This is a genomic window from Paracoccus fistulariae (assembly GCF_028553785.1).
Classification (GTDB): domain Bacteria; phylum Pseudomonadota; class Alphaproteobacteria; order Rhodobacterales; family Rhodobacteraceae; genus Paracoccus; species Paracoccus fistulariae.
Map to the genome: position 1 here is coordinate 1,696,611 of NZ_CP067136.1, position 19,360 is coordinate 1,715,970.

General features: G+C 66.4%; 22 protein-coding genes. 21 read left to right on the top strand and 1 reads right to left on the bottom strand.

The window, feature by feature from the left end; translation table 11 throughout:
• Positions 1-3: 3 nt before the first annotated feature.
• From JHX87_RS08360 to JHX87_RS08395, 8 genes are all read left to right on the top strand, one after another.
• Positions 4-1,509, top strand: coding sequence for a phage portal protein (locus JHX87_RS08360; RefSeq protein WP_271886837.1), 1,506 nt, complete (start codon positions 4-6; stop codon positions 1,507-1,509).
• The gene (locus JHX87_RS08365) at positions 1,509-2,894 is read left to right on the top strand and encodes a S49 family peptidase (protein WP_271886838.1); all 1,386 of its coding nucleotides are present in this window, start codon (positions 1,509-1,511) and stop codon (positions 2,892-2,894) included. Before JHX87_RS08360 ends, JHX87_RS08365 begins: the two co-directional genes overlap by 1 nt.
• Before the next feature lie 26 nt (positions 2,895-2,920).
• A complete protein-coding gene (locus tag JHX87_RS08370; protein WP_271886839.1) occupies positions 2,921-3,301 on the top strand; it encodes a head decoration protein in 381 nt (126 codons plus the stop codon).
• A gap of 116 nt (positions 3,302-3,417) precedes the next feature.
• Positions 3,418-4,440 carry a major capsid protein gene (locus JHX87_RS08375; RefSeq protein WP_271886840.1) on the top strand — a complete coding sequence of 341 codons (1,023 nt, stop codon included), beginning with the start codon at positions 3,418-3,420 and terminating at the stop codon, positions 4,438-4,440.
• Entirely contained in the window at positions 4,440-4,754 is a 315-nt protein-coding gene (locus tag JHX87_RS08380; RefSeq protein ID WP_271886841.1) for a head-tail joining protein, read from the top strand. The genes JHX87_RS08375 and JHX87_RS08380 overlap by 1 nt, the downstream gene beginning before the upstream one ends.
• Positions 4,751-5,380 carry a DUF6441 family protein gene (locus JHX87_RS08385; protein WP_271886842.1) on the top strand — a complete coding sequence of 210 codons (630 nt, stop codon included), beginning with the start codon at positions 4,751-4,753 and terminating at the stop codon, positions 5,378-5,380. The genes JHX87_RS08380 and JHX87_RS08385 overlap by 4 nt, the downstream gene beginning before the upstream one ends.
• 101 nt (positions 5,381-5,481) lie before the next feature.
• Positions 5,482-6,033: a hypothetical protein gene (locus JHX87_RS08390; protein WP_271886843.1), complete on the top strand. Its 552-nt coding sequence runs from the start codon at positions 5,482-5,484 to the stop codon at positions 6,031-6,033.
• A 16-nt stretch (positions 6,034-6,049) separates the two neighbouring features.
• On the top strand, positions 6,050-6,469 hold the full coding sequence (locus JHX87_RS08395) for an acyl-CoA transferase (protein ID WP_271886844.1): 420 nt from the start codon (positions 6,050-6,052) through the stop codon (positions 6,467-6,469).
• 7 nt (positions 6,470-6,476) lie between these two features.
• On the opposite strand, the gene JHX87_RS08400 is transcribed toward JHX87_RS08395, so the two are convergent.
• On the bottom strand, positions 6,477-6,851 hold the full coding sequence (locus JHX87_RS08400; protein ID WP_166331105.1) for a thermonuclease family protein: 375 nt from the start codon (positions 6,849-6,851) through the stop codon (positions 6,477-6,479).
• Between the two features lie 188 nt (positions 6,852-7,039).
• Here JHX87_RS08400 and JHX87_RS08405 point away from each other — a divergent pair, with 188 nt between their 5' ends.
• The 13 genes from JHX87_RS08405 to JHX87_RS08465 all read left to right on the top strand — a co-directional run bounded on the left by JHX87_RS08405 (position 7,040) and on the right by JHX87_RS08465 (position 19,352).
• On the top strand, positions 7,040-7,978 hold the full coding sequence (locus JHX87_RS08405) for a phage tail tube protein (RefSeq protein ID WP_271886845.1): 939 nt from the start codon (positions 7,040-7,042) through the stop codon (positions 7,976-7,978).
• Positions 7,978-8,415 (top strand): hypothetical protein, encoded by a 438-nt coding sequence (locus JHX87_RS08410; RefSeq protein WP_166331101.1) that lies wholly within the window; start codon positions 7,978-7,980, stop codon positions 8,413-8,415. Before JHX87_RS08405 ends, JHX87_RS08410 begins: the two co-directional genes overlap by 1 nt.
• A 68-nt stretch (positions 8,416-8,483) precedes the next feature.
• Positions 8,484-8,633, top strand: a complete 150-nt coding sequence (locus JHX87_RS08415) for a DUF7697 family protein (protein WP_235931379.1) — start codon at positions 8,484-8,486, stop codon at positions 8,631-8,633.
• A gap of 1 nt (position 8,634) precedes the next feature.
• Positions 8,635-10,818 carry a phage tail tape measure C-terminal domain-containing protein gene (locus tag JHX87_RS08420; RefSeq protein WP_271886846.1) on the top strand — a complete coding sequence of 728 codons (2,184 nt, stop codon included), beginning with the start codon at positions 8,635-8,637 and terminating at the stop codon, positions 10,816-10,818.
• 15 nt (positions 10,819-10,833) lie between these two features.
• On the top strand, positions 10,834-11,460 hold the full coding sequence (locus tag JHX87_RS08425; RefSeq protein ID WP_166331097.1) for a DUF2460 domain-containing protein: 627 nt from the start codon (positions 10,834-10,836) through the stop codon (positions 11,458-11,460).
• The gene (locus tag JHX87_RS08430) at positions 11,457-12,341 is read left to right on the top strand and encodes a DUF2163 domain-containing protein (protein WP_271886847.1); all 885 of its coding nucleotides are present in this window, start codon (positions 11,457-11,459) and stop codon (positions 12,339-12,341) included. Before JHX87_RS08425 ends, JHX87_RS08430 begins: the two co-directional genes overlap by 4 nt.
• Positions 12,338-12,784 carry an NlpC/P60 family protein gene (locus JHX87_RS08435; protein ID WP_166331093.1) on the top strand — a complete coding sequence of 149 codons (447 nt, stop codon included), beginning with the start codon at positions 12,338-12,340 and terminating at the stop codon, positions 12,782-12,784. Before JHX87_RS08430 ends, JHX87_RS08435 begins: the two co-directional genes overlap by 4 nt.
• A 9-nt stretch (positions 12,785-12,793) precedes the next feature.
• Complete coding sequence (locus JHX87_RS08440) at positions 12,794-16,792, top strand: baseplate multidomain protein megatron (protein WP_271886848.1); 3,999 nt, start codon at positions 12,794-12,796, stop codon at positions 16,790-16,792.
• Between the two features lie 18 nt (positions 16,793-16,810).
• Positions 16,811-17,887, top strand: a complete 1,077-nt coding sequence (locus JHX87_RS08445) for a DUF2793 domain-containing protein (protein ID WP_271886849.1) — start codon at positions 16,811-16,813, stop codon at positions 17,885-17,887.
• Positions 17,884-18,171 carry a DUF6127 family protein gene (locus JHX87_RS08450; protein WP_166331087.1) on the top strand — a complete coding sequence of 96 codons (288 nt, stop codon included), beginning with the start codon at positions 17,884-17,886 and terminating at the stop codon, positions 18,169-18,171. The genes JHX87_RS08445 and JHX87_RS08450 overlap by 4 nt, the downstream gene beginning before the upstream one ends.
• 95 nt (positions 18,172-18,266) lie before the next feature.
• Positions 18,267-18,941 carry a YcbK family protein gene (locus JHX87_RS08455; RefSeq protein WP_166331085.1) on the top strand — a complete coding sequence of 225 codons (675 nt, stop codon included), beginning with the start codon at positions 18,267-18,269 and terminating at the stop codon, positions 18,939-18,941.
• Positions 18,941-19,192, top strand: coding sequence for a hypothetical protein (locus JHX87_RS08460; protein ID WP_271886850.1), 252 nt, complete (start codon positions 18,941-18,943; stop codon positions 19,190-19,192). Before JHX87_RS08455 ends, JHX87_RS08460 begins: the two co-directional genes overlap by 1 nt.
• Positions 19,146-19,352: a hypothetical protein gene (locus JHX87_RS08465; RefSeq protein WP_334220917.1), complete on the top strand. Its 207-nt coding sequence runs from the start codon at positions 19,146-19,148 to the stop codon at positions 19,350-19,352. Before JHX87_RS08460 ends, JHX87_RS08465 begins: the two co-directional genes overlap by 47 nt.
• Positions 19,353-19,360: the final 8 nt, after the last annotated feature.

The window sequence follows — 19,360 nt, forward strand, 5'->3', positions numbered from 1 at the left end:
TCCATGGCGTTTGACGGCATCCGCGCGCGCCTCGGCGCGATTATCGGCGGGTTCGACGCGGCGCAGTCGCACCGGCGGTTGCGCGGTTTCCGGGCCAGCCGTGCCCATGTGAACACGCTGATCGCGGGCGCGGGCGAGACCATCACCGCGCGGGCCCGCTGGCTGGCGCGGAACAACGGCTATGCGTCGGGGGCAGTCGAGGCCTTCGCCAGCAACGTCGTGGGTGACGGCATCAAACCCTCCTCCTCCATCGCCAATGCCGCGCAAAAGGAAGCACTGCAGAAACTCTGGCTTGGCTGGACCGACGAGGCCGATGCCGAGGGGCTGACGGACTTTTATGGTCTCCAGCGCCGTGCCGCCCGGGAACTGTTTCTGGCGGGCGAGGTGTTTTTGCGACTCCGTCCGCGCCGCACCGAAGACGGGCTGTCGGTGCCGCTGCAGCTGCAGATGCTGCCCTCGGAAATGCTGCCGATGGATCTGAACCGGGAACTGCCCGGCGGCGGGACGATCCGTCAGAGCATCGAATTCGACCGGATCGGGCGTCGCGTGGCCTATCACCTGCTGCGCCGCCATCCGGGTGATATGACCGATCCGGGCCTCGTCAGCGAAACGGTTCGCGTCCCGGCCTCGGAGATCATCCATGTGCTGGACCCTGTCGAGGCAGGTCAGCTGCGCGGCGTGTCGCGTTTTGCACCGGCCATCGTGAAACTCTTCACGCTGGATCTTTATGACGACGCAGAACTGGAGCGGAAAAAGACCGCGGCGATGTTCGCGATGTTCATCACCTCGCCCGCCCCGGAAACGCCGCTGGAACCGGCCGAAGAGGATCTGGAGGTCGAGCCCGGTCAGGTCGTGCGCCTCGATCCGGGCGAGGATGTCTCGACACCCGCGACGCCAGACTCGGGGTCCACCTATGAGCCCTTCCAATACCGCACGCTCCTGCAGATCGCGGCAGCGCTGGGCATTCCGTATCCCTATCTGACCGGCGACACGGCACGAGGCAATTTCTCGAACACGCGCGTCGCGCTGCTGGATTTCCGCCGCCGGGTCTCGGCCATCCAGCACAGCGTCATCGTCCATCAGCTCTGCCGCCCGGTCTGGCAGCGCTGGCTGGATCTGGCGGTGCTGTCCGGCGCCATCGACCTGCCCGGCTATGACCGCAACCGGCGCGGATTTCAGGCAGTCAGCTGGCTGCCGACGCGCTGGGACTGGGTCGATCCGATGAAGGATGCCTCGGCCGAGATCCTGCAGATCGAGGCGGGGCTCAAATCCCGCAGCCAGGCGATTTCCGAGCGCGGCTATGACGCGGAACAGGTCGACCGCGAGATCGCGGCCGAACGCAAACGCGAGGCAGCGCTGGGCCTCGACTTCCGCCGCCCCGGATCGCCCGCGCAGGGGCCGAAGAGCGAAGCCGCTGGTGAGCGCACCGACAATACGAACGGCAAGGACGAAGACGAAGACCGTCCAACGGACCCTGACGACGAAGACGATGCCAAGGAGGACCGCTGATGCATCATGCCCAGATCGCCCAGCGGGCCTTCGACACGCCGCTGATGATCGCACCCGCCAAGGCACTGGCCTTTCTCAGCGGTCTGGGGCCGCGCATCACCGGGCAGGAAATTCGCTTTAACGGCATGACGGTCGCCGAACCGGACCAGTCGGCCGCGCGGCAGACGGCCCGCGCGTCGCTGATCGGCGGCGATCTGGTCGGACGTCATGGTGAAGACACCGATGCGCCGTTCCCGGTGATCGATGGCGTGGCGGTGATCGCCATCGCCGGAACGCTGGTCCATCGCGGCGCCTGGATCGGCCAGAGCTCGGGGCTCACCTCCTATGAGGGCCTCGCGGCCCAGATCGACGCCGCAGTCAGCGATCCTGCCATTCGCGGCATCGCGCTGGAAATCGACAGTTTCGGTGGCGAGGTGGCCGGGGCCTTCGATCTCGCCGACCGCATCCGCGCCGCACGGGATACAAAGCCGGTGCACGCCTTTCTCGCCGAACATGCGCTCTCGGCCGGATACGCGCTGGCCTCGCAGGCGACCCGTATCACCCTGCCCCGCACCGGCGTGGCGGGCAGCATCGGTGTCATCACCATGCATACCGACATGTCCGGCATGCTGGCCCAGAAGGGCGTCGCGGTGACACTGATCCATGCCGGAGCCCAAAAGGCCGACGGCAACCCCTATGCCGCGCTGCCCGAAGCTATCCGCGACCGGCTGCAGGCCGAGCTGGAGGATCTGCGGATCCTCTTTGCGGAAACCGTCGCCGCCGGGCGCGGAGTCATGATGACAAGGGAAGCGGCGCTCGCCACCGAGGCCGCCATCTTCCGTGGCGCGGCGGCTGTAGATGCCGGTCTGGCCGATGCCGTGGCCGATCCACGTGCCGCCTTTCGCGCCTTTGCCGAAAGCCTCGGCCGCCCGGCATTGCCGGTCGGCCTACAAGCGCAATCCCCAACCCTTTCACCACCCCACCCCAAGCAGGAGATGATCATGACCGATCAGACGGATGAAGATGCCCGGACACCGGACCAACAAGCACCGAACGCCACCGCCTCCGGTGCAGAGGCCGCGCCGACAGCGCAGCAACCGGCGGCAGTGCCGTCCACGCCTGACACCGCACCGGCTGCTGCCCCGACCGATGCCGATGCCATCCGTGCCGAAGCCGCAGAAGTGGCCTCGATCTGCGCCCAGGCGGCCAAGCTGGGCGTCACCATGGACGCGGCCGATGCCGTGAGGCGGGGCGTAAGCCCCGATGCGCTGCGCGGCCAGATCCTCGACAGTCTCGCGGCCAGAAGCGACGCCAGTGGCATTCTGGCCAGCGCGCCCGCGCCCACAAACAAGCCGAGCCCGCTTGTGGCCGCCGTCCGTAAATCCGCCGACAGCGCCGCGCGCTGATCGCCTGACACCTTCCGGAGACCATGATGCCCGTCCTGACCCAACCGCCCAGCATGGGCGATGCGCTCAAATATGAGCTGAACCCCAATTATACCCGCGAGACCGTCACCCTGGCCGAGGGGACGCAATACCCGGCAGGTGCGGTTCTGGGCCGCGTCACCGTCAGCGGCCAATACACCTTCGCCAGTCATGGCGGCAGCGATGGTGCGGAACTGGCCGCAGGCATCCTGCTCTATCCGGTCGATACGCGGCTTGCCGAGGCCACCGGCATCCTGCTGGTCCGTGGCCCGGCGATCCTGTCGCGCGATGCCCTCTTCTACGATGGCAGCGTCGATGATGCCGCCAAGATCGCCGCCAAGCATGGCGAACTGACCGCGCTGGGCATCGTCATCCGCGACAGCGCCTGACGGGTTGCGAACCGGCCCCGGGGTCACGAACCCACCCGGCGGTTACGAACCGGACCGAGGGTCACGGACCCGCCCGACCAAGATCCTATCTTCCCCTTCCCCGACAAGGTTTCCCCATGACCATCATCCGCAATCCCTTCGATGCCGGCGGCTATTCGCTGGCAGAGATGACGCAGGCCATCAATATCCTGCCGAACCTCTATACCCGCCTCGGAGAACTGGGCCTCTTCCGCTTCGAGGGCGTCTCCCAGCGTAGCGTCATCATCGAGCAGATCGAAGGCGTGTTGAACCTCCTGCCCTCGGTCGCGCTGGGCGGCCCGGCTACCGTCGGCTCGCGAGAGGGGCGCGCCATGCGCAGCTTTGCGCTGCCCTGGATCCCGCATGACGATGTGATCCTGCCCGCCGATATTCAGGGCGTGCCCGCCATCGGCGCAGGCGACGAGGCCGATCCGCTGGTCGCGGTGATGACGCGGAAACTGACGCTGATGCGCCGCAAGCATGCCCAGACCCGCGAATATATGGAAATGAACGCGCTGCGCGGCATCGTGAAGGACGGGGCGGGCACGACGCTCTACAATTACTTCACCGAATTCGGCATCGCGCAGATCAGCGTCGACTTCGTCCTGGGCACCGCTGGCACGAACATTCAGGGCAAGGTCCGCGAGGTGCTGCGCGCCGTCGAGGACAATCTGCTGGGCGAAAGCATGTCGGGGGTCCACGCGCTGGTCAGCCGCGAGTTCTTCGACAAGCTGATCTCGCATCCGAAGACGGAAGAGGCATACAAGTTCTACGCCGCGACCGGTGCCCAGCCGCTGCGGCAGGATGTACGTCGCAACTTCCCCTTCGCCGGCATCCTCTTCGAGGAATATGCGGGCACAGTAACGCTGTCCACGAAAGCCAGCGAACGGCTGGTACCGGCCAATGAAGGCATCGCCTTCGCGACCGGCACCATGGACACCTTTACGACCTATGGCGGGCCTGCGAACCTGCTGGAAACCGCCAATACCATCGGTCTGCCGCTCTATGCCCGCCAGCATCTCGATCCCAAGGGCCGCTGGATCGACCTGATGACCGAGGCATCGATCCTGCCGGTCAACAAGCGCCCGCGGCTGGCGATCCGGCTGCACAGCTCGAACTGATGAACGCCTTCAGCGCCGCCATGAACCGCATCTTTGGCCATCCCGATATGTCGGTATCAGCCGTCTGGATCGCCGCCGACACATCGGAGGAACGCCCGATCCGCCTCATCCGCCGCGCGCCGGACCGGATCACCGAATTCGGATCGGCGCGGATCCTGTCCGAGACGCTGACCGTCGATATCCGGATCAGCGAACTCACCGATCCCCGGGAGGGCGATCTGATCGTCATCGGCGCCGACAGCTTCGCCATTCAGGGCGAGCCGATCCGTGACCGCGACCGGCTGATCTGGACGGTAGAACTGATACCTGCATGAGACTGAAGCTCGATATCGATCCAGATCTCGTCGCCATGATGCAAGCTGAGATCGAGGCAGGCGAGAAAGCCGTGACCGGTGCCATGCGCGAGGCAGGCGTGGGCCTGAAGACGGCATGGCGCGGCCAGATCACCGGGGCGGGCCTTGGGCGCAGACTGGCGAATTCGATCCGCAACGCCACCTATCCGAAGGCGGGCGACAGTCTGAATGCCACCGCGCTGGTCTGGTCGAAGGCGCCGGTCATCGTCGGCGCGCATAATGCCGGTCCGCTGATCCGCTCCCGCGATGGCTTCTGGCTGGTCATCCCGACCGAAGCCGCCGGAAAATCCCTGCGCGGCGGGCGCATCACGCCCGGCGAATGGGAGCGTCGCACCGGGCTGCGGCTGCGCTTCGTTTATCGCAAGCGCGGGCCAAGCCTGCTGGTTGCCGAGGGGCGGTTGAACACCAAGGGCCGGGCGGTGGCATCCAGATCCAAAACCGGGCGCGGACGCACCACCGTACCAGTCTTCCTGCTGGTGCCGCAGGTCAGGCTGCCGAAGCGGCTGGATCTGGCACGGGAGGCGGAGCGGGCGGCGGATGGCGTGCCGGGGAGGATCGTCGGGAAGTGGGTGGAAGGAAAGCGGTGATGAAGAAAACAAAATTGTCCATGCAATAACGTCGCTTGCCTTCGCGCAGCTTGCAGTGCTTGCTGACCAAACTGGCAGTCATAAACACGGGACTATAACCTATGAGAACAGTTCATAACCAGGCAGGTATCGAGGAGATTGAGCAGGAGCGAGCGCTTGTCGGCACTTATATCGACCGTGTGTACAATCCAGAAAAGATCGGCTGGGTTCTCGAGGCCAGAGAGGGCTTTGACGAACATGCGAGGGGCGCGTGGCATCTGCTAATCCCCGTCAAAGAGGGCTATGGTGTGGACAGCTGGATTCAACCAAAACGATATGGCGTGGCGCTGGCTGCCGGCATGATCGATAAGTTAGAGATAGCCTTTCCGGATCTGCCGTGCGTCGTATTTCGAGCAAGTGGCGACGAATTCTTCTTCTTGAAGCTTGGAGGGAAGTCAAAGGATCAGTTTTTTGAAGAAATCGGGCGAATCGCAGATCTAGCCAGAAAGTGTCAGCGCGAAAGTAAGGCCGATGGAGCGGCATTTCGTTACTACGTGAATATGCAGGTGGCGAACCATCTTAGGCGTAGAAAGCTACTTAGCGCTACAAAAAGCGCGCTTCCCGCACTGTCAGCGCTATTAGGCGGAATAGTTGATCTCAGAGATCTGGTCTAACGGCAATCGCAGCTCTATGCCCACCACCCGCGAGACCATCCTGACCGCGCTGCACGCGCGGCTCTCAGCGCTGTCCGCCAACGCCCTCCGCAGCGACGTCCTACCCGAACGCGTGCCGCCCGACGGCCTGCTGATCTTCCGCGATGGCGAACCGGGCGAGCCCGAGGTGACGCTGTCGCCGCTACGCTACCACTACCAGCACCGCGCCGAAATTGAGGCGGTAGTACAGGGTGCCGACCGTGACGCTGCCTTCGACGCCCTCTGCACCAGCATTGGCACGGCAATCGCCGCAGACCGGACGCTGGGCGGGCTGTGCGACTGGATCGAAGCCGAGTCGCCGCGCTCGGTCGATCTGCCTGTCGAGGGCGCGCCCAGCCTGAAGGCGGCGGTGATTCCGGTCATCCTGCACTACACCACGACCGACCCACTGGCATGACGGCCGATCAGCAGGTGCCGTAATAATTGCCCGAGAACCGGCAATATTCGCGCGCGGTGCCGCTGGCGATCATCGTCGCCGCGATGTCGCGACCGTCCGGCAACCAGCATTGCCCGACGATGCGCCCGTAGCGGTCGACATCGCGCATCCGGCACTGAACAGACCGCCCGGAGACGAGGCCCGCCAGTTGCGCCGTCGCGGTCGACCCGCCCGCCCGGCCGATCTCCGGTGCGTCGAGCCCCCAGACCCGGATGCGGGTGCGTTGCCCGTTGATCCAGAAGGTGTCGCCATCGACAACCCGGGTCACCTGCCCGGCAAAATCGAACCGTGATGGCGTCGCGGGTGCCGCAACCTCGGACGGCACACATCCCGTCAGAACCATGGCCACTATGACCGCGAGGGGCGCCCGCTTTCCAAACAACCAACCTGCGCCTCGAAGCAATCCCAACACCACCATCGCACCTCTCACAAACCGTATCCCACCACCGGCCCATTCTGCGGCGCAGCGCCCGGACTCGCAACCGCGCGCCGCAAATCACCTTAACCTGACACCGACCGAAAGGACATTTCATGGCACGAGCCCAGGGGGCGCGGGCGCAGATGGCGCTTGCGTTCGAGACCGTCTATGGCACGCCGCCGATTGGCGGCTTTACCAAAATGCCGTTTGCCAGCACCACGCTCGGCGCGGAGCAACCGCTGCTGAATTCCGAACTGCTGGGCTATGACCGCGATCCGCTGCCGCCGATCAAGGATGCGGTGACGGCCGACGGCGATGTCTTCCTGCCGATCGATGCCGAAGCGTTCGGCTTCTGGCTGAAGGCGGCGTTTGGAGACCCGGTCACCACCGGCACCGGGCCCTGGACGCATGAGTTCCGCTCGGGCGCCTGGACGCTTCCCAGCCTTACCATCGAGACCGGCATGCCCGAGGTGCCGCGCTATGCGATCTATTCGGGCTGCGTGCTGGACCAGCTTAGCTGGCAGATGCAGCGCTCCGGTCTTCTGACCGCGACCACGCGCCTGGTCGCGCAGGGCGAGACGGTCGGGACCGTCAGCAATGCCGGAACCCCTACCCCCATCGACCTGAAGCGCTTCGGCCATTTCAACGGCGCGATCACCCGCAACGGCGCGGCATTGGGCAATGTTGTCTCGGCCCAGATCAGCTATGCCAACAATCTCGACCGGATCGAGACCATCCGCGCCGATGGCCGCATCGATGGTGCCGATCCGTCCATTGCGGCCCTGACCGGCTCGATTGAGGTCCGGTTCTCGGACAGCACGCTGGTGAGCCAAGCCATCAATGGCGAACCCTGCGAGTTGGATTTCTCCTATGCCCTGCCCTCGGGAGAGAGCTTCAGCTTCACCGTGCATGCTGTCTATCTGCCCCGCCCCCGGATCGAGATTTCCGGTCCGCAGGGCGTGCAGGCAACCTTCGACTGGCAGGCCGCGCGCGACAGTGCGCTGGGCCGCATGTGCACCGCCACCCTGATCAACGACCGCGAGGAATACTGATGCTGACACTCGACCTGACCAACGAACCGCGCTGGCACGCGCTGGCGCCCGGCGTCCGCGTGCAGCTGCGCCCGCTGACCACCGCGCTGATGGTCGCCACCCGTAGCGATCCGGATGTCGAAGCAGTGCCGGACGGGACCATCGACGAGACCCGCGCCCTGATCTTCGCCAAGGCGCTGGCCCGGCGCGCGGTGCTGGACTGGGAGGGTGTCGGCGACGCCGAGGGGAATGCCATTGCCCCCAGCCCGGATGCCATCGACGCGCTTCTGGATATCTGGCCGATCTTCGAGGCTTTCCAGCTGGTCTATGTCTCGAAGGGTCTGCTGCTGGAACAGGAAAAAAACGTCTCCGCGCCCTCGCCGAATGGTCTTTCGGCGGGGGCGACAGCTACTGCGCGGCCTGCACGCAAAGCTGCGAAGACTGCCCGTCGCGGCTGAACCAGCCGCTGACCTTCGAGGGCTGGCAGATCTGGGATCTGGTCGGGCGGCTTGGCGGTCAGCTGCGGGTGCTGCCGGGCGCAGTGGTCGGCTGGGATCTGAACGCGGCGCTGGGGCTGGCAGCGGCGCTGGGCATTCCAGCCCCGGCAGCCGCCGAACTGCTGCCCATCATCGAGGCGGTGATGGTGCGCAAGATGAACGAACAGATGGAACGATGAGATGGCAGAAAAACGCGTCAGCGTCCGCCTTGCGGCAGTGGGCGGACGACAGGTGCGCGCCGAGCTGGAAGGTGTCGGCGAGGCCGGATCGCGCGGCTTCGGGCGGCTCTCACGCGATATGGAGGCGGCGAATGCCCGTATGGCCGGGTTCACCCGCAAAGTCGGTGTGGCAGCAGCCGCTGCGGTCGCCGCCGCCACTGCGGCCGGGATCGCCATGGTCCGGGCCGGACTCCAGACGGTGGATGCGCAGGCCAAGCTCGCGCAATCCCTCCGCACCACAGTCGCCTCGATCCAGACGCTGGAGCGGGCAGGAGAACTGGCAGGTGTGTCGATGTCCGGGATCGAACAGGCAACCAAGGATCTGACCCGGCGGCTGAGCCAGGCGGCAGCGGGCGGAGGTCCGGCGGCGGACGCGCTGGCGCGGCTGGGTCTGACGGGCGCTGACCTGCTGGCCCTTCCGCTGGATCAGCGCGTCGGCGCGATCAATGCCGCCATTGCCGAGTTCGTGCCGGTCGCGCAACGTGCAGCCGTGGCGGGGCAGTTGTTTGGCGAAGAAGGCTCCATCGCCATGTCGCGCATTGACACCGCCAGTTTGCGGCAGGCGACTGAGGATGTCCGGGCTTTCGGGGTCGTGGTTTCCGAGCAGGATGCCGACCGGATCGAGCGCACGAATGACGCCATCTCGCGGCTGGGCCTGGTCTGGCGCGGGTTGTCGAACCAGCTGGCGGTGGCCGCCGCACCTGCGTTGGAAGCCGTCGCCGACGCAATGGCGGCGCTGGCCAGCCGCACCGGCCCGCTCGGCATGGCGATCTCCGGGATCTTCGACCAGATCGGACGTCTGTCCACCTATGCGGCCAGCTTCGCGGGTTTCATGGCCGGCCGCTGGGTCGCAGGGCTGGCGGCAGCGGCACTCTCCGTCCGGGGCCTCGCCACAGCACTGGTGGTGCTGCGCGGGGCGCTGATCCGCACCGGCATCGGCGCATTGATCGTCGGCGCCGGGGAACTGGTCTATCAGTTCACGAAGCTGGTCAACGGCGCGGGCGGCTTTGGCAATGCCATGGCGCTGATGGCCGATGTGGCCAAGGCCGTCTGGGAGGGGATCAAGGTCACGGTCATGTCCTTCGCCGATGATTTCCGGGCCATGCAATCCGAGATCGAAGCGATCTGGACCCGGCTGATGGCCTTCCTCGCCGGGAAATGGGCGGATTTTCTGGGGATGATCGCGCCCACCTTCAACAAGGTGGCCGAAGAAATCGGCTCCGATACCCGCATCGACGTGTTCGAGGCGCTAGGCCGTGCCTCGATGCTGGAACATGCGGCCAGCAATTCGGCGCATATGGCGGGGCGCTATCGCGACCGTGCCAGTTCCAGCCGAGCCTCGGCCTTCGATGGCGTCGGTCGGGCGATGGATGCGCTGCGTGCCGCGATGTCGGGCGGCGAGGATGATGCCGGTGGCGCGGCGCTGGACGTGGCGACGGAAGCCGCCGGGCATTACGAGGATGCGCTGGGCGGGGTCGAAACGGCTGCCAGCGGCGCGGGCGCAGCGGCAAAGGATGCCGGGGCCGCTGGCAAGGAAGCGGCGGAAGAGGCCAAGCCCGCGACCGAGGCCACGGCGACCGGCTGGAAGGCCGTGACAGAGGCGCTGTCGGACTACGCGAAGAAGGCAAAGGATATCGGCGCCGATATCGGACAGGCGCTGGTGGGCGCATTCCAGAGCGCCGAGAACGCCGTTGGGGAATTCGTGAAGACCGGCGAACTCGATTTCCGCGATCTGGTGACCTCGCTGCTGGCCGATCTCTCGAAGCTGGCCGCGCGGCGTTTCCTGCTCGGGCCGATTGCCAATGCGCTTTCGAGTGCGCTGGGCGGCGCGGGCGGGATTTTCGCCAGCATCATGCATACGGGCGGAATGGTCGGTGCCACAGGTGCTGGCCGCATGGTTCCGGCACTCGCCTTTGCGGGCGCGCCACGCATGCATGCTGGCGGCATGGTCGGGCTGCGCCATGACGAGGTGCCCGCGATCCTCCAGCGCGGCGAGCGTGTGCTCTCGCGCCGCGAGGCGCAGGATCACGGCAAGGGCGTCACAGTCAACATCCATGCGCGCGACGCCGAGAGCTTCCGGCAGTCCCGCACCCAGATCGCCGCCGATATCGCCCGTGCCGTCTCGCTCGGCCGGCGCGGATTGTAAGAAAGAGATCAGAACATGGCATTCCACGAAGTCCGGTTTCCGGACACGATCAGCCGCGGCGCGCGGGGCGGACCGGAACGGCGCACCCAGATCGTCGAACTGGCAAGCGGCGACGAGGAGCGCAATGCCAGCTGGGCCAATTCGCGCCGCCGCTACGATGTCAGCTACGGCATCCGCCGCGCCGACGATCTGGCGGTGGTGGTGGCCTTTTTCGAGGCGCGGAACGGCAGGCTTTACGGCTTCCGGTTCAAGGACTGGGCGGATCATCGGTCCTGCCTGCCGTCGCAGACTCCGTCGCCGATGGATCAGCAGATCGGCACCGGCGATGGCGTCGCGACCGCGTTCCAGCTGGCAAAGCGCTACGCCTCTGGCGGCCAGTCCTGGACGCGAACGATCAGCAAGCCGGTCGCGGGCACCGTCCAGATCGCCGTGAATGGCGTGCCACAAGCTGGCGGCTGGTCGGTCGATCACAAGACAGGCCTGATCAGCTTCGAGACCGCGCCCGCCACCGGCATCGCCATCACCGCCGGGTTCGAATTCGACGTGCTGGTCCGCTTCGACAGCGACGTGCTGGACGTCACGCTGGATATCGAGCGGCTGGGATCGATCACCTCCATTCCGCTGCTGGAGATCCGGCGATGAAGAACATCCTGCCCGCATTGCAGACCCATCTCGACAGCGGCACCACGACACTGGCCTGGTGCTGGCGCATCACCCGCGCCGATGGCACAGCTTTCGGCTTCACCGATCACGACCGGGTGCTGATGTTCGACGGCACGGAGTTCGAACCGGAAAGCGGGCTGACGGCCAGCGAGATCAGGTCGGGCGCGGACCTTTCGGTCGATGCGCAGGATGCGGCAGGCGCGTTGCGCTCGGACCGGATCACCGAGGCCGATATTCTGGACGGGCGCTGGGACAATGCCGAAGTGGAACTCTGGCGGGTCAACTGGCAGGCGCCATCGGAAAGGGTGCTGATGCGGCGCGGCGCCATCGGCCAGATAAGGCGCGGGCGCCATGCCTTTGTGGCCGAGGTCCGGTCGATGTCGCAACTCCTCGGCCAAACCGTCGGGCGGACCTTTCAGGCCAGCTGCGACGCCGCGCTGGGCGATGCGCGCTGCTGTCTCGATCTGGAGGATCCGGCTTTTCGCGGCGCGGGGACCGTCATCGACAGCCTGCGCGACCGGGCGTTCACCGCCTCCGGACTCGGTGGGTTCGCACCCGGCTGGTTCCGCTTCGGCACGCTCACATGGACATCCGGGCCCAATGCCGGTCGCCGCGCGGAGGTGCTGGCCCATGACCGCAGCGATGGGATTGCGGTGCTAACATTGCTGGAAGCGCCGATCCGCCCCATCGGCGCGGGGGACGGCTTCACGATCCGGGCGGGCTGCGACAAGCGCATCGCCACTTGCGGCCAGAAGTTCGGGAATGTGGCGAACTTCCGGGGCTTCCCGCATATTCCCGGTCAGGACACCATTCTGCGCTATGCCTCATCGGACGGTCGCCACGATGGCGGTGTGCTGTGACCCGGTCGCAAACCGATGGGGCTCCGGACCGCATCATCGCCACCGCGCGCGGCTGGCTTGGAACGCCCTATCACGATCAGGCGAGCCTCCGGGGCGTCGGATGCGATTGCCTCGGGCTGGCGCGCGGCGTCTGGCGCGAGGTCGTGGGCGACGAGCCTTTTCCGATCCCGCCCTATAGCCGCGATTGGGGCGAGACGGGCACCCGCGAAGTCTTGGCCGAGGGCGCGCGGCGGATGATGATCGAGTTATCCGTCGCGGATGCCGGGCAGGGTGCACTGGTCCTCTTCCGCATGAGAACGGATGCCATCGCCAAGCACGTCGGAATTCTCACCGCGCCCGACCGTTTCATCCACGCCTATGAGCGGCTTGGTGTGATCGAAGAACCTCTGACGCCTTCTTGGCGCCGCCGCATCGCTTTTGCCTTCCTCTTCCCCAGCATTTGAGACTTTTTCATGGCAACATTGGTATTGGCCTCGGTCGGCGCTACGATTGGCGGCGGCTTCGGCGGCGCGATCCTCGGATTTTCCGGTGCTGCCATCGGCGGCATGATCGGCTCCACCATAGGCGCGGCCGTGGACAGCTGGATCGTCTCCTCGCTGGCCCCGGCCCAACGAATCGAAGGCGCGCGGCTCGACAATCTGCGCATCACCGCCTCGACCGAGGGCGCAGTGATCCCGCGCATCTTCGGCCGCATGCGCATGGGCGGGAATATCGTCTGGGCCACGGATTTCCGCGAGGAGACCCGCACCAGCCGTCAGGGCGGCGGCAAGGGTGGCGGACCGAAGGTCGAGACCACGGAATATCTCTATTATGCATCCTTCGCGGTCGCCTTATGTGAAGGCGAGATTACCGGCATCGGGCGGATCTGGGCCGATGGCAAGCCGCTCGACACCTCGGGACTTACCTGGCGCTGGTACCCAGGCAGCGAGACGCAACAGCCCGATCCATTCATCGCCGCCACGATGGGCCCAGAGGCCACGCCCGCATATCGCGGCACCGCCTATGTCGTCTTCGAAGATCTGCCGCTGAACGATTACGGCAACCGCCTGCCGCAGCTGAGCTTCGAGGTCTTCCGGCCGCTGGCCGATCCGGATACCGCCGAGGGGCTGACCCGTGCCGTGACGCTGATCCCGGCCTCGGGCGAGTTCACCTATGCCACCGAGCCGGTGCGCAAGACCACGGGCGCCAAAACCAATGTCTTCGGCCACAGTACCGGCGGCACGACCTCTACCGAGAACCTGAACGCCATGCCCGGCAGCCCGGACATGATCGTGGCGCTGGACCGGCTGCAGGCCATGGCGCCGAAGGTCGAAAGCGTCAGTCTGGTCGTGGCCTGGTTCGGCGATGATCTGCGCTGCAGCCATTGCGCCATCCGGCCCGGCGTCGAGGTCGCCGAGAAGTTGAGCAGCCCCTGGACATGGTCCGTGAATGGCGTCAGCCGGGCCGATGCCCATCTCGTCAGCCGCGATGGTCAGGATCGTCCCGTCTATGGCGGCACGCCGGCGGATTTCGCGGTGGTGCAGGCAATTCGGGAGATGAAGGCGCGCGGGCTGCGGGTGACCTTCTATCCCTTCATCCTGATGGATATCCCGCCGGGCAACACTCTGCCGGACCCCTATTCGGACAACGCCGCCGGGACGGGTCAGCCCGCATTCCCCTGGCGTGGACGGATCACCTGTTCGCCCGCCGCCGGTCAGGCAGGCAGCGCCGACAAGACGGCGACGGCCGGAGATCAGGTTGATGCCTTCTTCGGCAGTGCCAGCGCGGGCGACTTTACCATTACCGGTGATGATGTCCGATGGACAGGCGACCCGAGCGACCATGGTCTGCGGCGCATGGTGCTGCATTACGCCCATCTCTGCGCGGTGGCGGGCGGGGTCGATGCCTTCCTGATCGGTTCAGAGATGCGTGGACTGACCACGATCCGTTCGGAATTGAACAGCTATCCGGCCGTCGCTGCCTTCCAGGCGCTGGCCGCTGATGTCTGCGCCATCCTCGGGCCGGGCCCGAAGATCAGCTACGCCGCCGATTGGTCGGAATATTTCGGGCATCAGCCGGGCGACGGCAGCGGGGATGTCCATTTCCATCTGGACCCGCTCTGGGCCGACCAGAACGTCGATTTCATCGGCATCGACAATTACCTGCCGCTCTCCGACTGGCGCGACGGCTTCGATCATCTGGACGCCCAAGCTGGCTGGCCTGCCATTCATGACCGGACCTATCTGCAGTCCAATATCGCGGGCGGCGAAGGGTTCGATTGGTTCTATGCCTCCGAGGCCGACCGCGCGGCGCAGGTCCGCACCCCGATCACCGATGGTGCCCACGGAAAGCCATGGGTCTTCCGGCCCAAAGATCTGCGCTCATGGTGGTCGAACCGGCATTTCGACCGGCCGGGCGGCGTCGAGGCCGCGACACCGACGCCGTGGGTGCCGCAGTCAAAGCCGATCCGCTTCACCGAACTCGGCTGCCCGGCCATCGACCGCGGCACCAACCAGCCGAATGTCTTCTACGATCCGAAGTCGTCGGAGAGCTTCGCGCCCTATTTCTCGCGCGGCTGGCGCGACGATGCCATCCAGCGCGCCTATCTGGAGGCGTCCTATCTCCATTGGGGCAAACCAGCGAACAACCCGGTCTCCGCGATCACCGGCCAGCGCATGGTCGAGGTCTCGGAATGCGCGGCATGGACCTGGGATGCCCGCCCCTATCCCTTCTTTCCGGCCCTCAGCGACGTCTGGACCGATGGCGCCAATTGGCGGCTAGGGCACTGGCTGACCGGGCGGCTGGGCGCGGTCTCGCTCGCGGCCCTCGTCCGCCATCTCTGCGGGCGCGCCGGACTGCCGGAAAGCCGCATCGATGTCTCCGGCCTCTGGGGCGCGGCCGAGGGCTACGCCATCACAGCCCTCGAAAGCCCCCGCGCCTCTATCACCACGCTGGCGCGGCACTTCGGGTTTGACGCGGTCGAGAGCGAGGGCGTCATCCGATTTGTGATGCGCGGCCGGGCACCGGTTGCCACCATCGCCCATGACGATCTGGCCGCGGGTAATTCGGACGGCGAACCCATCGAGCTAACTCGCGCCCAAGAGACGGAGCTGCCACAGGCGCTGAAGTGGCAGGTGGCCCGGGCCGACGAGGATTACGATGCCGCATTGGTGGAAGCCGCGCGCATCACCGTGGACACCAGCCGCATCGCCTCGGAGAGTTTTCCGATGGCCGTGCCGCCGGAAGAGGCCGAACGCCGCTGCCGCCGGGCATTGCAGGAGGCTTGGGCAGGCCGCGAAAGCGCGGTGTTTCGCCTGCCGCCCTCACGGCTGGCGCTGGATCCGGCGGATATCATCGCGCTGGACCATGACGGGCGCCAGCAGCAGTTCCGCCTGACCGCGATTGCCGATGCCGAAGCGCGCGGCATCGAGGCGGTGCGGCAGGACCGCGAGGCCTATGACCTGCCGCCCGGCGCCGAGCGCCCTGCCACCCTGCCCCGCGCGGTGACCTTCGGTCCGCCGGAAGTCATCCTGCTCGACCTACCTCAGCTCCGAGATGATGTTCCGGCCCATCAGCCGCTGATCGCCGCCACCGCAAAACCCTGGCCCGGCGCGCTGGCCGTGTATCGCAGCCCCGGCGAAGACGGGTTCGATCTGGTGACGACGGTGCGCCGTCGGGCCAATCTCGGACGCCTTGCGTCGGACCTCTGGCCTGGGCCCACGTCGCGGGTCGATCTCGGCAATGTCCTGATCCTCGATCTGATGAGCGGCCAGCTGGACAGCGTCAGCGATCTGGCCCTCTTTGGCGGTGCTAATGCGCTGGCTGTGGAAGCCGCGCCGGGACGCTGGGAAATCGTCCAGGCGGGCCATGCCGAGCTGATCGCGCTGGGGCGCTATCGCCTGACCCGGCTGCTGCGCGGCCAGCGCGGCACCGAACAGGCCATAGGCAATCCCACCCCGGCCGGAGCGCGGGTCGTGCTGCTGAACGAAGCGCTGACTCCGCTGCCGATCCCGGAAGCCGATCTCGGCATCCCCTTCAACTGGCGCATCGGTCCGGCCCGCCACCCGGTCAGCAGCGACACCTTCGCTGCCATCAGTTTCACGGCCGAGGGCGCTGGGCTGCGGCCGTTCTCGCCGGTTCAGGTTGCCCAGCCATGGCGGCGCCCACATGTGCCAGGCGATCTGACGCTCCGCTGGACGCGCCGGTGTCGTGATCTCGCCGCCGACAGCTGGCAGGGCATGGAGGTGCCGATGGCCGAAGAACAGCAAAGCTACGAGGTCCGGATCATGGACGGTGCGGCCGTGAAGCGGATCCTGACCAGCAATGCGCCGTCGGTCGTCTACAGCGCCGCGCAACAGACCGCCGATTGGGGCGCGTTGCTGACACCGGGTGGCAGTCTGACGATCCGCATCTGTCAGCTCTCGACCCGCATCGGGCGCGGCACCGTCCGAACGACCACCCTTTATCTCTGAAGACCGGGAATCCAAAAAATGTCCGACAGCACGACAAACCTGCTGCTGCCATATCTGATGGCGGCGCAGGCGCAGAAACACGTCACCCATAACGAGGCCCTGCGCCTGCTCGACGGGCTGGTGCAGCTCTCGGTCAAAAGCCAGGGTCTGACCGCGCCACCGGCAAGCCCCGCCGATGGCGACCGTTATATCGTCGCCTCGGGCGCGACCGGCGGCTGGGCGGGCTGGGATCTGAACGTGGCCCTCTGGACCGAGGGTGCCTGGCTGCGCCTGCCGCCGCGCGCGGGCTGGCGGGCATGGGTCGAGGATGAGGCGGTCCTGCTGGTCCGGCATGGCGCGGGCTGGCAGCCGATGGTCCCGACCGCCTTCGACGATCTGACACGGCTTGGTATTGGCATGGAAGCCAGCGCGGGTTCCCCCTTTTCGGCCAAGCTGAACAGCGCCCTCTGGACAGCCCTCTATGCGGCCGATGGCGGCAGCGGCGATCTGACCCAGACCCTGAACCGGGAAACGGGTACGGACGATGCCGGGCTGATCCTGCAGACCGGGTTTTCCACCCGGGCGCTGATCGGGATGTTCGGATCGGACAAGCTGCGCATCGCGGTTTCGCCCGACGGGTCCAGTTTCCGCGATGCGCTGGGCGTCGATCCGGCGACGGGCATTGCCGACCAGCCGAACCTGCCGCGCTTCAAGGCTTATACGAATTACGACAATTACGTCGGCACCGATACCTGGACCACCCTCGGCATCAATGTCGCCGAATACAATGATCAGGGCTGCTTTGACGCGGGCACCAACCGCTTCGTGGCGCCGGTCGCGGGAACCTATCTCCTCGGCGCCTCGCTGTTCTTCAAGATCAATGCCAGCGGCAACGCCCGGATGCGCGGGCGGCTGGTCCTGAACGGATCCACGGAAATCCGGGGCTCGTTCGGCGAGGTTTCCGGTGCGCATGTATCCGAGGCGACCGCCCTCTGGCTGCAGACCATGGTCGCGCTGGACGCGGGCGATACCGTGACGCTGCAGGGCAGCTTTCGCGCGGCGGATGGGTATTTCGCCGCCAATCACACCACTTTCTGGGGAGCGAAGATCGGATGACACCCAAACGTCTCGATGACATGCTGCAGATGAGCGAGAGCGAATTCGAGGAGCTGCTGGCCCGGGCGGCGCAGGAAGGCGCAAGACGCGCCCTTGTCGATGTCGGGCTCGATGGCAGGGAAGCCGCCCTCGATATCCGCGACCTGCGCGCACTGCTGGAGGGCATCCGCCTGATGCGCCGCACCGCTGCCCAGACCGTCATTCGCATACTGACGGCAGGGCTGATCCTGACACTGCTGGCCGGACTCGCCCTGAAGCTCAAGCTCTTCGGCGAGGGCGGCTGAGCCGCTGGACGGGAATCGCCGCCGCACCCCCCACAACCCCATTCACCCCATGGCCCGCCATCCCGGCGGGCCCTTTTCATATCCGGAGGATCCTCATGACCACCCGCTTCTATCGCCATTGGCGCGACGTGCCGAAAGACAGCTGGCGCTGGCCGAACTTCTCGCCCGCCGAGATTGCCTGTCGCGGCACCGGAGCGATCCTGATCCATGAGGCGGCCCTCGACCGGCTGCAGGCGCTGCGCAGCCGTCTCGGCAAGCCGCTGATCGTGAACTCGGCCTATCGCAGCCCCGAGCACAATGCCCGGGTGCGAGGCGCCAAACGCTCCAAGCACCTTGAGGGCACGGCCTTCGACATCTCCATGGCCAATCACGATCCGGCGGTCTTCGAGAAGGCCGCGCGAACCGAGAACTTTCTCGGCTTTGGCACCTATCCCCGATCCGGCTTCATGCATATCGATCTCGGCCCGGCCCGGCGCTGGGGCGAGCCGTTTCCCACCCGCGTCATCCCCTTTGCAGAGGACCAGCCACCCGCGCGGGAACATCTGGCGGACAGCCGCACGATGAAGGGCAGCGGGGCGGCAGGACTGGCAACCGTCGGCGCAGCGGGCATCGAACTCGCGCAGGACACGCTCAGCGATGCGCAATCGGCGATACAGCCGCTGATCCCCTATCTCGACACCCTGCGCTGGGCCTTCATCGCCCTGGCACTGGCCGGGATCGGCCTGACCGTCTGGGCCCGGCTCGACGACTGGAACCGAGGGCGGCGGTGATGTGCGCCCTTGCCGCGCTGATGGCGTCGCGCTGGGCGCGGCGGCTGTTCGTCTGGGCCGCGCTGATCGGCGCGGTCCTGCTTTTCCTCCTCAACCTGCGGCGGGCTGGTGAAACCGCAGGTCGTCACGCCGAACGCCTGAAACAGATGGAGCGCCAGAATGACATCCAACGCCGCATGCTGGAGGCATCCAGCAACCGCCCTCGTGATCGCGACGATCTTGCTGACCGCCTGCGCGACGGGCGGTTCTGATCCAGGCAGCGCGGTCTGCCCGCCGGTCGTCGCTTACGATCAGGCGCTGCGCGACAAGGCGGCGGCAGAATTGGAGGCGCTGCCCGAGGATGCCGCGCTGGTCGGGATGATGGCGGACTATGCGGTTGTGCGGACGCAGGCGCGGGCCTGCGCTGGCTGACCGCCGAT

What these genes read in the sequence shown, in the direction of transcription:
- JHX87_RS08400 (WP_166331105.1), bottom strand. Translation starts at nt 6,851, where the DNA reads ATGGTTCTGACGGGATGTGTGCCGTCCGAGGTTGCGGCACCCGCGACG.
- JHX87_RS08360 (WP_271886837.1), top strand. Translation starts at nt 4, where the DNA reads ATGGCGTTTGACGGCATCCGCGCGCGCCTCGGCGCGATTATCGGCGGG.
- JHX87_RS08420 (WP_271886846.1), top strand. Translation starts at nt 8,635, where the DNA reads ATGGCAGAAAAACGCGTCAGCGTCCGCCTTGCGGCAGTGGGCGGACGA.
- JHX87_RS08370 (WP_271886839.1), top strand. Translation starts at nt 2,921, where the DNA reads ATGCCCGTCCTGACCCAACCGCCCAGCATGGGCGATGCGCTCAAATAT.
- JHX87_RS08365 (WP_271886838.1), top strand. Translation starts at nt 1,509, where the DNA reads ATGCATCATGCCCAGATCGCCCAGCGGGCCTTCGACACGCCGCTGATG.
- JHX87_RS08410 (WP_166331101.1), top strand. Translation starts at nt 7,978, where the DNA reads ATGCTGACACTCGACCTGACCAACGAACCGCGCTGGCACGCGCTGGCG.
- JHX87_RS08405 (WP_271886845.1), top strand. Translation starts at nt 7,040, where the DNA reads ATGGCACGAGCCCAGGGGGCGCGGGCGCAGATGGCGCTTGCGTTCGAG.
- JHX87_RS08450 (WP_166331087.1), top strand. Translation starts at nt 17,884, where the DNA reads ATGACACCCAAACGTCTCGATGACATGCTGCAGATGAGCGAGAGCGAA.
- JHX87_RS08460 (WP_271886850.1), top strand. Translation starts at nt 18,941, where the DNA reads ATGTGCGCCCTTGCCGCGCTGATGGCGTCGCGCTGGGCGCGGCGGCTG.
- JHX87_RS08375 (WP_271886840.1), top strand. Translation starts at nt 3,418, where the DNA reads ATGACCATCATCCGCAATCCCTTCGATGCCGGCGGCTATTCGCTGGCA.
- JHX87_RS08395 (WP_271886844.1), top strand. Translation starts at nt 6,050, where the DNA reads ATGCCCACCACCCGCGAGACCATCCTGACCGCGCTGCACGCGCGGCTC.
- JHX87_RS08440 (WP_271886848.1), top strand. Translation starts at nt 12,794, where the DNA reads ATGGCAACATTGGTATTGGCCTCGGTCGGCGCTACGATTGGCGGCGGC.
- JHX87_RS08425 (WP_166331097.1), top strand. Translation starts at nt 10,834, where the DNA reads ATGGCATTCCACGAAGTCCGGTTTCCGGACACGATCAGCCGCGGCGCG.
- JHX87_RS08380 (WP_271886841.1), top strand. Translation starts at nt 4,440, where the DNA reads ATGAACGCCTTCAGCGCCGCCATGAACCGCATCTTTGGCCATCCCGAT.
- JHX87_RS08430 (WP_271886847.1), top strand. Translation starts at nt 11,457, where the DNA reads ATGAAGAACATCCTGCCCGCATTGCAGACCCATCTCGACAGCGGCACC.
- JHX87_RS08390 (WP_271886843.1), top strand. Translation starts at nt 5,482, where the DNA reads ATGAGAACAGTTCATAACCAGGCAGGTATCGAGGAGATTGAGCAGGAG.
- JHX87_RS08385 (WP_271886842.1), top strand. Translation starts at nt 4,751, where the DNA reads ATGAGACTGAAGCTCGATATCGATCCAGATCTCGTCGCCATGATGCAA.
- JHX87_RS08445 (WP_271886849.1), top strand. Translation starts at nt 16,811, where the DNA reads ATGTCCGACAGCACGACAAACCTGCTGCTGCCATATCTGATGGCGGCG.
- JHX87_RS08455 (WP_166331085.1), top strand. Translation starts at nt 18,267, where the DNA reads ATGACCACCCGCTTCTATCGCCATTGGCGCGACGTGCCGAAAGACAGC.